Source organism: Roseateles sp. (genome assembly GCF_036486225.1).
Taxonomy (GTDB): Bacteria; Pseudomonadota; Gammaproteobacteria; order Burkholderiales; family Burkholderiaceae_C; genus Roseateles.
Genome location: NZ_DASVNZ010000172.1, coordinates 1 through 9,976, shown reverse-complemented (window position 1 = coordinate 9,976; position 9,976 = coordinate 1). Strand labels below are relative to the sequence as shown.

The following is a 9,976-nucleotide window of genomic DNA, read 5'->3' as shown; positions in this document are numbered from 1 at the left end:
GCTGTAAATTCTTAAAGAACATCGAAGCAACTACTCGCTCAAGGCCTCAGCCCCTTGCTACTTACTTCGTCGCGTCGCTGACTTGTCGTCAGCAGCGCAGAAGCGAGATTATGAACGATTTCTTTCGAATCCGTCAAGCAGCCAGAGAAATTATTTTCTTCGTCGACTGCGAGAATCTCGCCGCCAAATGAAAACCGGGCCTGGCCCGGTTAGTCACCTGACATCTCCGACAGTTCCTTCGGAGACCGCTGCAAGACAGATGTCTGTGCAGCGAAGACAGCGACTGTAGCACGCCGAAAGAGCGGCTCGCAAGAACTACAAGAGAAAGTTATCGACAGCTGATCGCCGTTCGCACGAAGCGCCGCTAAGTCCTTGTTCCTCTTGAGGACGAGCAGCGTCGCGCCAAGAAAAAGACCCGCCGAGGCGGGTCTTCGATGAAGCGGAGGGACCTGTGGCCTGGTCAATCAGCGTCCTGGAACGCTTCCTCGCGCTTGTTCTTGATGGACGGCAGCATCACCACCACCACCATCAACGCCGCGGCGATGAGCAGGCCTGCCGACAGCGGCCGGGACATGAATGTGGTCCAGTCGCCGCGCGACAGGAGCAGCGCCCGGCGAAGGTTCTCTTCCATCATCGGCCCCAGGATGAAGCCCAGGAGCAGCGGGGCCGCTTCGCAGCTCAGCTTGTAGAAGAGATAACCGATGACTGCGAACGCCGCCGTCATGTAGACGTCAAAGTTGTTGTTGTTCAGCGTGTAGGTGCCGATGCAGCAGAACACCGCGATTGCCGGGAACAGGAACCGGTAAGGCACCGTCAGCAGCTTGATCCAGATGCCGATCATCGGCAGGTTCAGGATCACCAGCATCAGGTTGCCGACCCACATCGACGCGATCAGCCCCCAGAACAGTTCCGGATTGCTGGTCATGACCTGCGGACCGGGCTGGATGCCCTTGATCGTCATCGCGCCCACCATCAGCGCCATCACCGCGTTGGGCGGGATGCCCAGCGTCAGCATCGGGATGAAGGAAGTCTGCGCGCCGGCATTGTTGGCCGATTCCGGACCCGCGACACCCTGGATCGCGCCCTTGCCGAACTTCTCCGGCGTCTTGGAGACCTTCTTCTCCAGCGTGTAGGCGGCGAACGAAGCCAGCAGCGCGCCGCCACCGGGCAGCACACCCAGCACCGAACCCAGCGCCGTACCGCGCAGCACGGCCGGCCACGCATCGTGGAAGTCCTGCTTGGTCGGCCACAGGCCCTTCACGCTCTTGGTGAAGACCTCGCGATGTTCGGCCGGTTGGCCCAGGTTCGCGATGATCTCGCCGAAGCCGAAGACGCCCATGGCGATGACGACGAAGTTGATGCCGTCCGTCAGCTCTGGCACGTCGAACGAGAAACGTGGCGTTCCCGAGATCACGTCCGTGTTGATCTGTCCGAGCAGCAGGCCTAGCACGATCATCGAGATCGCCTTGATCAGCGAGCCGGAAGCCAACACCACCGCGCCGATAAGGCCCAGCACCATCAGCGAGAAGTACTCAGCGGGACCGAACTTGAAGGCCAGTTCAGTCAGCGGCGGCGCGAAGGCGGCGATGATGACCGTGCCGACGCAGCCCGCGAAGAACGAGCCCAGGCCCGCTGCCGCCAGTGCCGGGCCGGCGCGCCCTTGACGCGCCATCTGATAGCCGTCGATCGCCGTCACGACCGACGAGGACTCGCCGGGCACGTTGATCAGGATGGCCGTCGTCGAGCCGCCGTACTGCGCGCCGTAGTAGATACCGGCGAGCATGATCAGCGCCGGCGTCGCATCCAGCGAGTAGATGGACGGCAGCAGCATCGCGATCGTCGCGACCGGGCCGAGGCCCGGCAGCACGCCGATCAGGGTGCCGAGCACCGCGCCACCGAAAGCGTACAGGAGGTTCTCCGGCGTGAAGGCCGTGCCGAACCCCAGCATCAGGTTGTTGATCAGATCCATGCGTGACTCCTCAGCCGCCCAGGAAGGTCGGCCAGATGGGGATCACGAGATTCAGACCCCAGATGAAAATGCCGTAGCTGCCCGCGGTGAGGACCACGCTGCTAAGCAACGCGTCGCGCCAGCGGAACTCGTCGCTGGCGAAGGAGCACATCGTGATCAGCAGCGGCAGCGTGATGATCATGCCCAGACGCGGCAGCGCGAATCCGAACATCACGATCGCGCCGACGACGATCAGCAGCGGCTTCCAGGCGAAAGCACCGACGGGCTGGCCGCCTTCGGATTCGATGGTGAGCGCCTTGAACACCACCACCGCTCCCATGATGGCGAGCAGGACGCCCAGCCCGAACGGGAAGTAACCAGGCCCGGGACGGGCGGACGTGCCAAAGCTGTAGTTGATGATCGAGCCAGCCGCGAACGCGGCGCCAACGACCAAGAACATCAGCCCTGACCAGAAGTCGCGTTGACTCTTGATCTTCATGGAGGGACCCTCTATCGGCTTGAATTGGCGCGATTCTAGGAATCGGGTCCCCGTCGCAGTCTGTGGTTATCACGTAAGGGGAGACGCCGCGCATCGCACGGGGCGTATGGCGATCTTCACGCCGCCCGTGGGCACGGGCTCCTCGCCCTGTCTGCGCGGGCTTACCCGCCCCCGCGAGCCTGGGGGGCGGCAGACGGATGGTTTCGGTTCCGCTCAGGTTTCCCAGGTCGGGGTGCTGCGCAGCACCTCATCCATGGTCGTGAGTCCTTCGGCGACCTTCATCGCGCCGCCCAGACGCAGCGGACGCAGGCCTTCCTGCACCGCCTGGCGGCGCAGTGCCGTCATGTCCGTGTTCGGATGCAGATGCTTGCGGAGGCTGTCCGTCAGCAGCAGCAGTTCGTACAGCCCGGCGCGCCCCCGGAAGCCGGTGTTGCGGCAATCGAGGCAACCCACCGGCCGGTAGGGCTTGACGCCGCCGTTCAGGCGCCACGGCTTGAGCATCTCGTTGAGCGAGTCACGCGTGACGTCCGGATCCGGCTCCTTGCAGTTCGGGCACAGCGTGCGCACGAGCCGCTGGGCCAGCACGCCGATCACCGTCGCGTCGATCAGGTAGTTGGGCACGCCCAGGTCCACCATCCGCGTGATCGCCGAGGCCGAATCGTTCGTGTGCAGCGTCGAGAACACCAGGTGACCGGTCAGCGAGGCCTGGATCGCCATCTCGGCGGTCTCCAGATCACGGATCTCGCCGACCATGATGATGTCCGGGTCCTGCCGCATCAGCGCACGCAGGCCTTCGGCGAAGTTGAAGTCGATGGCCGGCTGCACCTGCGACTGGTTGAACGCGGGTTCGATCATCTCGATCGGATCCTCGACGGTGCAGACGTTGACCTCGTCGGTGGCCAGGCGCTTGAGCGTCGAATACAGCGTCGACGTCTTGCCGCTGCCGGTGGGACCGGTCACGAGGATGATCCCGTGCGGCCGCGCCGTCAGGCGGTTCCAGCGGTCGGCGTCATGCGCGGAGAACCCCAGCTGCGACAGGTCCTTCACGGCGGTATCGGGGTCGAAGATCCGCATCACCATCTTTTCGCCGAAGGCGGTAGGCAGCGTCGACAGACGCATTTCCACCTCTTCGCCGGCCGGATTGCGCGTCTTGATGCGGCCGTCGAGCGGCCGGCGCTTCTCGACCACGTCCATGCGTCCCAGCAGCTTGATGCGCGCGGTCATCGCGCCCATCACCGTGGGCGGCAACTGGTAGACCGTGTGGAGCACGCCGTCGATGCGGAAGCGGATCACGCCCATCTCTCGGCGCGGCTCCAGGTGGATGTCGCTGGCGCGCTGGTCGAAGGCGTACTGCCAGAGCCAGTCCACGACCTGCACCACGCCCTGGTCATTGGCGTCGAGCTGCCGGTTGCTGCGGCCGAGCTCGACCAGTTGCTCGAAACTCGCCGGCTGGCTGGACTCGCCGGACTTCGTCGCCGCGCGCACGGAGCGCGCCAGCGTGAAGAACTCGGTCGTGAAGCGCGAGATCTCCTGCGGATTGGCCAGCACCAGCTTCACCCGCTTGCGGGTGTGCGACTCGATCTGCGGGATCCAGGCGATGTCCTGCGGCTCGGCGACCGCGATGGTCACGTCGGTCAGACCGACCAGGATGGGCAGGCAGCGACGCGCCTCGGCGTAACTGGCGGACATCACGTCGGCGACGCGGCCGACATCGACCTTCAGCGGGTCGATGCGGACGTAGGGCAGCTTCAGGCGACCCGCCAGCCATTCGGTCAGCGACTCGGTGTCCAGGGGGCGTCCGTTGGCGACGCGCACCAGCCCCGCGGCGCCGAGCCGGGTGAGCGGATGCTGCGCGCTGTGGCCGCCGCCGAAACGGGCCTCGGTGCGCTGGACCTGCTCCTGGTCGATGACGCCGTCCTCGGCGAGCCAGTGCAGGAGCTGACGCCATTCGAGACGCGAGCCGCCGCCGTCCACGGCCTTGGGCTTGGCGGAGGCAAGCGCCGGAGGCGGGACCGGCGCGGTCGCCTTGGGCTCGACGGCCGGCGCGGGCGTGCCGCTCTTGTCCTTGGGGGTCGTCGACGTGCTGGGTTTCATGGTCACTCGCCGGTAGCTTGAGCCGCGCCGGCCGTGGCCGCGTGGAGCTGGTGGATCACGTTCATGGGCAGGGGCCGGACCAGCTTGAGCCACTTGGTGGCCGGCAGATCATGGCGGGATTCGATGTGGGCGGCGCGCTGCTCGAGCACTTCGCGCTCCGGCACGGCCACGCCGCGTCCGGCGACGACGATGGTATTGCCCTCGCGGGTCGGCGTCAGGTGCCAGACCTGGTCGGAGCCGAACACCTTCGCGATCCGCGTCGCGCTGCGTGTGAAGCTGGCGCTGCGGCCGAACAGGTTGACCGTCATCAGCCCGCCGTCGGCGAGCACGCGATGGCAGTCGGCGTAGAACGCTTCGTCGTCGAGGACCGGTGCCGCCGCCTCGTGGTCGTACAGGTCAATATTGAGCACCTGCGCGTTGCCCCAGTTGGCGGCGTCGGCGACCCAGGCGCCGGCATCCTCGTTGACCACGCGCAGCCGCTCATCGTCGTCGGGGAGGTGGAACCAGTGCCGGTTGGCGCTGATGACGCTCGGATTGATCTCCACCGCCGTGGTCTTCATCTTCAACTGCTTGCGGCAGAAGCGCGTCAGCGCGCCGGCGCCCAGTCCCAGCTGCACCGCCTGCCCCTGCGTCATCTCGCGGGCGTCGCGCCACAGCATCCAGGCCATCATGCGCTGGACGTATTCCAGCTCGAGCTTCTCCGGCTTCTTGAGCCGCATCGCGCCCTGCACCCAGATCGAGTCGAGGTGGAGGAAACGGACGCCGTCGAATTCGCTCAGCGTGGCTTCGACCCATTCGGGCGATGCAGGCGATGCGGCCGATCTGCCGCCCTTGTTGCTCTTCGAATCCCGTTGCTTGCTCACGGCTGTCGTTCCCATGCCGGGTCCACGGGGCCCGGTCGCGTCATCTGTCGTTCAAGGGCCCGGCGAGCTCCCGCCAGGCGCGAAGCTTGGCATCGTAGGGCATCGTGTAGGCCGGACTGGAGCTGGGCAGCCCCAGGACGCGGTAACGGCCTGCAAGAGGTCCGAGCTGCTTCAACCCGAAGCGCAAGGCCGTGCCGCCATTGAAACCGATCGTGCGCAGCGCCGGCAGCTGCTGAAGCAGCCGGCCGAGATCGCTTGCGGAGGGATTGCGGATCGCGCTGTCGAGGCTGCCTTCGCGCTCGGTCTCGGTGATGACGTCCCACACCGCGATGCGGTGGGCGCGCAGTCCGGCAAGGCGCTCGGGATAGGTCATCGCGAGCAGATCCAAGCCGAAGACTTCGCCGACCAGCCGCCAGAACTGGTTGCGCGGATGGCCGTAATACTGCTGCGCCTGGAGCGAGGCGACACCGGGGAAGCTGCCCAGCAGCAGCCACTCGGCGTCCGGTGCGTGGACGGGCGCGAGTCCCTGCCAACGCGCGGGTTCCGCCGATCCCGGCGAATCGAGTACCTCAGCCATGCGCGCGGACGCCATCCAACGCGGCCAGCCGCGGCAGCGCGGCGCGCGCATTGCGGCCGGTGATCGCTGCCGTCTCCTGCGGCGTCCAGCCACGAAGTTCGGCGAGCACCGCGCCGATGCGCGGCAGCTCGCCGGGCTCGTTGCGCGAGGTGGCGCCGGCAGCGCGTTCCTCGGCCGTCCGGTAAAGCCAGTGCGGCGGAATGTCCGGCGCATCCGTCTCCAGGACCAGCGCTTCGGCCGGCAGTTCCGCGGCAAGGCGGCGGATCTGCAGCGACCGGTCGAAGGTCAGCGTGCCGCCGAAGCCCAGCTTGAAGCCGAGCTCGATGAAAGCGTCAGCCTGCTGCCGGCTGCCGTTGAAGGCATGGCCGATGCCGCCGCTGCGAACGCCGATGCGGCGCAGGCCGCCCAGCAACTGGTCGGCGCTGCGGCGCACATGCAGGATCACCGGGAGTTCGTGCCGCTTCGCGAGCTTGAGCTGCTCGACATAGAAATGCTGCTGCGTGGCCGCGTCGAGGTCCTTGACGAAGAAATCGAGGCCGATCTCGCCGATGCCGACCAGGCCCGGATCGTCGCGGCACTCGGCCAGCATCCGGTCGAGGCGGCCGAGGTCCTCGTCGCGCGCATGCATGACGTACAGCGGATGGATGCCCAGCGCGTAGCTGAAGCCATGCGCATGCGCGAGCGCCCTCACCTGCTCGAAGTTCCCCGCGACGACCGCGGGGATCACCACCTGCGACACGCCCGCGGCCACGGCGCGCGCGACGACGGCGCCGCGGTCGGGATCGAACTCCGACGCGTCGAGGTGGCAGTGCGTGTCAGTCCACATGGCGACCGACCTTCGTGACGCTCAGCGGAAGACGACCGTGCGATGGCCGTTGAGCAGCACGCGGTGCTCGGCATGCCACTGGATGGCGCGGGCGAGCGTCACGCATTCGACGTCACGGCCGATCGCCACGAGCTGGTCGGGCGTCATCGAATGGTCGATGCGGGCCACGTCCTGCTCGACGATCGGTCCTTCGTCGAGGTCCGAGGTCACGTAGTGCGCGGTCGCGCCGATCAGCTTGACGCCGCGCTCATGGGCCTGGTGGTACGGCCGCGCGCCCTTGAAGCTGGGCAGGAAGCTGTGATGGATGTTGATCGCGCGCCCTTCCAGGAAGCGGCACAGCTCCGGCGACAGGATCTGCATGTAGCGCGCCAGCACGACGAGGTCGATCTGCTGATCCTCGATCAGCTCGCGGATCTTGCGTTCCTGGGCCTGTTTCTGCTCGTCGCTGGCCTGCAGCAGCGGCAGATGATGGAACGGAATGTCGTGCGAGGCGGCCAGCTGATAGAAGTCGCGATGGTTCGAGACGATCGCGGGAATCTCGATGGCCAGATGCCCGGTCTGCACGCGGAACAGCAGGTCGTTCAGGCAGTGGCCGAGCTTGGACACCAGGAGCAGCACGCGCGTCTTGCGCTGCGCGTCGACCAGTTCCCAATCCATGGCCAGCCGCGCGGCCAGCGGCGCGAACGCCTCGCGCAACGCGGCCGCCGGGCGGGCTTCGGCGCACTCGAACTCGATGCGCATGAAGAAGCGGCGGTGATCCGCGTCGCCATGCTGGGCCGAGGTCAGGATGTTGGCGCCCTGCGCCAGCAGGATGCCGGTCACGGCATGGACGATGCCGGCCTGGTCGGGACAGCTGAGCTTCAGGATGAAGCGGGTGGACGGGGATTCCGAGGAAGGCTTCGAGGCGATCATGATGACCTGCATCGTAATCGAGCGGTCACGCAACGACCGCCTGCGGCCTCGCGATCGGGCAACCCAGCCTCGGCGGGATCGCCGAGGCGTCGCGGCTTCAAGCGGCCAGCGGCTGCAAGGCGCCGCCGACCAGCCGGCGCTGGTGCTCGCAACGCGCCGCCAGATCCTGGTCGTGCGTCACCATGACGAAGGCGGTGCCCAGCTCGCGGGCCATCTCCAGCATCAGCTCGAAGACCGTCGCGGCCGTCGAGCGGTCGAGGTTCCCGGTCGGCTCGTCAGCCAGCACGCAGGCCGGGCCGGTGACCAGCGCGCGGGCGATCGCCACGCGCTGGCGCTCGCCGCCGGACAGCTCGCCCGGGCGATGCAGCACGCGCGGACCGAGACCCACGCGCGTCAGCACCTTCGCGGCCTGCTCGCGCGCCTGCTCCTGCGGCACGCGGCGGATGCGCAGCGGCATCGCGACGTTGTCCAGCGCGCTGAATTCCGGCAGCAGATGGTGGAACTGGTAGATGAACCCGAGGTGCTGGTTGCGCCAGTCGCCGCGGGCCTTCTCGCCGAGCTCGCCGAGGTTGCGGCCCATCAGTTCGACGCGGCCGGCAGACGGCGTGTCCAGACCGCCGAGCAGATGCAGCAGCGTGCTCTTGCCCGAGCCGGAAGCGCCCAGGATCGCCAGCGTCTCGCCAGCCTTCACGATCAGGTCCAGGTCATGGAAGACCTGCACGTCGAGCGGCCCCTCGACGAAACGCTTGCCCAATCCCAGGCCTTGCAGCACCACCTGGCCGGGCGCGGCGCGGCGGTCGCCGTTGCGGTCATTCATAACGCAGCGCCTCCGCCGGTTGGACACGGCTGGCATTCCAGCTCGGATACAGGGTCATGACGAAGGACAACGCCAACGAGGTCACGGTGATCGGCAGGATGTCGTCCCATTGCGGATCGCTGGGCATGTGGCTGATGACGTAGATGCTGGCCGGCAGGAAGGTGGTGTGCAGCAGCTTCTCGATGGCCGGGACGATGACGTCCAGGTTGTGGGCGACCGCCAGGCCGAGCACCAGACCGCCGAAGGTGCCGATGATGCCGACCAGCGCGCCCTGCACCAGGAACACGCCCATGATGGAGCGCGGGCTCGCGCCGAGCGTGCGCAGGATCGCGATGTCAGCCTGCTTGTCCGTGACGGTCATGACCAGCGTCGAGACCAGGTTGAAAGCCGCGACCGCGACGATCAGCGTCAGGATGATGCCCATCATGCGCTTCTCGACCTGCACCGCGTCGTACCAGTTGGCATTGGTGCGGGTCCAGTCACGGACGTAGACCTCGGGGCCCAGCGCGCGCTGCAGCTGGGCGCCGACCTCCCGGGCCAGCTGCACGTCATCCAGCTTGAGCTGCACGCCGCTCGGGGTGCCGGTCCTGAACACCTTCGCCGCATCGCCGACATGGATCAGCGCCAGGCCGCTGTCGTACTCGTAGTGCCCCGCCTCGAACACACCCACCAGCGTGAACTGGCGCAGCGTCGGCTGCACGCCCAGCGGTGTCACCTGCCCGGACGGAATCGCCAGCGTGATCTTGTCGCCCTTCTGCACGCCCAGCTGGCGCGCCAGCTCGACGCCCAGGATCACGTTCCATTGCCCGGGCTGCAGCCGCTCCAGCAAGCCCTGCTTCGCCAGCTCGGCCGCGATCGGCGTCACCTTCGGCTCGAACGCCGGATCGATGCCCCGCACGATCGTCCCGCGCATGTCCGAACCGCGCGCGATCAAGGCCTGACCCGATACGAACGGCGCCGCCGCCACCACGTGCGGCTGCCCCTGCGCCTTCGCCGCCAGGGCCTGCCAATCCGGCAGTCCATCACCCGTCGGACTCAGCAGCTCCACATGCGCGATCACCGACAACATCCGCGCCCGCACCTCCTTCTGGAAGCCGTTCATCACCGACAGCACGATGATCAACGCGGCAACGCCCAGCGCGATGCCGAACATCGACACGCCGGAGATGAAGGAGATGAAGCGGTTGCGGCGCCCTCCACGCCCAGCCCGCGTGTAACGCCAGCCGATCTGCAACTCATAGGGCCAATTCATAGGGGGTGGATGCTAACCGCTCGCCCCACCCTCCCCGCTTAGGGCTGGCTGATGAGCAACGGACACCGGGGCGGGCCCCAGGCCGCTGTCGCATCTCGCTCGGGCGCCAACTCGCACCGCTCACCTGCGGTTCGCTCTGCTCGAACAGACGGCGCCCAAGTCAGTTTTTTTGGAAGGCTCGATGCGAC

Annotated in this window: 10 protein-coding genes; 1 reads left to right on the top strand and 9 read right to left on the bottom strand. The window is 67.0% G+C overall.

What is annotated here, in order from left to right; genetic code table 11:
* Positions 1–191: hypothetical protein (locus VF536_RS12320; protein ID WP_331615139.1), on the top strand; the 191-nt coding region annotated here is incomplete at its 5' end.
* A gap of 269 nt (positions 192–460) precedes the next feature.
* On the opposite strand, the gene VF536_RS12315 is transcribed toward VF536_RS12320, so the two are convergent.
* The 9 genes from VF536_RS12315 to VF536_RS12275 all read right to left on the bottom strand — a co-directional run bounded on the left by VF536_RS12315 (position 461) and on the right by VF536_RS12275 (position 9,788).
* Positions 461–1,969: a tripartite tricarboxylate transporter permease gene (locus VF536_RS12315; protein WP_088408712.1), complete on the bottom strand. Its 1,509-nt coding sequence runs from the start codon at positions 1,967–1,969 to the stop codon at positions 461–463.
* Positions 1,970–1,979: 10 nt separating this feature from the next.
* On the bottom strand, positions 1,980–2,447 hold the full coding sequence (locus VF536_RS12310) for a tripartite tricarboxylate transporter TctB family protein (RefSeq protein ID WP_331615138.1): 468 nt from the start codon (positions 2,445–2,447) through the stop codon (positions 1,980–1,982).
* Between the two features lie 213 nt (positions 2,448–2,660).
* Positions 2,661–4,541: a GspE/PulE family protein gene (locus VF536_RS12305; RefSeq protein WP_331615136.1), complete on the bottom strand. Its 1,881-nt coding sequence runs from the start codon at positions 4,539–4,541 to the stop codon at positions 2,661–2,663.
* A gap of 2 nt (positions 4,542–4,543) precedes the next feature.
* Complete coding sequence (locus tag VF536_RS12300) at positions 4,544–5,404, bottom strand: spermidine synthase (RefSeq protein ID WP_414710356.1); 861 nt, start codon at positions 5,402–5,404, stop codon at positions 4,544–4,546.
* A gap of 40 nt (positions 5,405–5,444) precedes the next feature.
* Positions 5,445–5,981, bottom strand: coding sequence for a DNA-deoxyinosine glycosylase (locus VF536_RS12295; protein ID WP_331615135.1), 537 nt, complete (start codon positions 5,979–5,981; stop codon positions 5,445–5,447).
* The gene (locus VF536_RS12290) at positions 5,974–6,807 is read right to left on the bottom strand and encodes a TatD family hydrolase (protein ID WP_331615134.1); all 834 of its coding nucleotides are present in this window, start codon (positions 6,805–6,807) and stop codon (positions 5,974–5,976) included. Before VF536_RS12290 ends, VF536_RS12295 begins: the two co-directional genes overlap by 8 nt.
* Positions 6,808–6,828: 21 nt before the next feature.
* On the bottom strand, positions 6,829–7,719 hold the full coding sequence (gene purU / locus VF536_RS12285; protein WP_331615133.1) for a formyltetrahydrofolate deformylase: 891 nt from the start codon (positions 7,717–7,719) through the stop codon (positions 6,829–6,831).
* Between the two features lie 97 nt (positions 7,720–7,816).
* Positions 7,817–8,536 carry an ABC transporter ATP-binding protein gene (locus VF536_RS12280; RefSeq protein ID WP_331615132.1) on the bottom strand — a complete coding sequence of 240 codons (720 nt, stop codon included), beginning with the start codon at positions 8,534–8,536 and terminating at the stop codon, positions 7,817–7,819.
* Positions 8,529–9,788: a lipoprotein-releasing ABC transporter permease subunit gene (locus tag VF536_RS12275; protein ID WP_331615131.1), complete on the bottom strand. Its 1,260-nt coding sequence runs from the start codon at positions 9,786–9,788 to the stop codon at positions 8,529–8,531. The genes VF536_RS12280 and VF536_RS12275 overlap by 8 nt, the downstream gene beginning before the upstream one ends.
* Positions 9,789–9,976 lie beyond the last annotated feature (188 nt).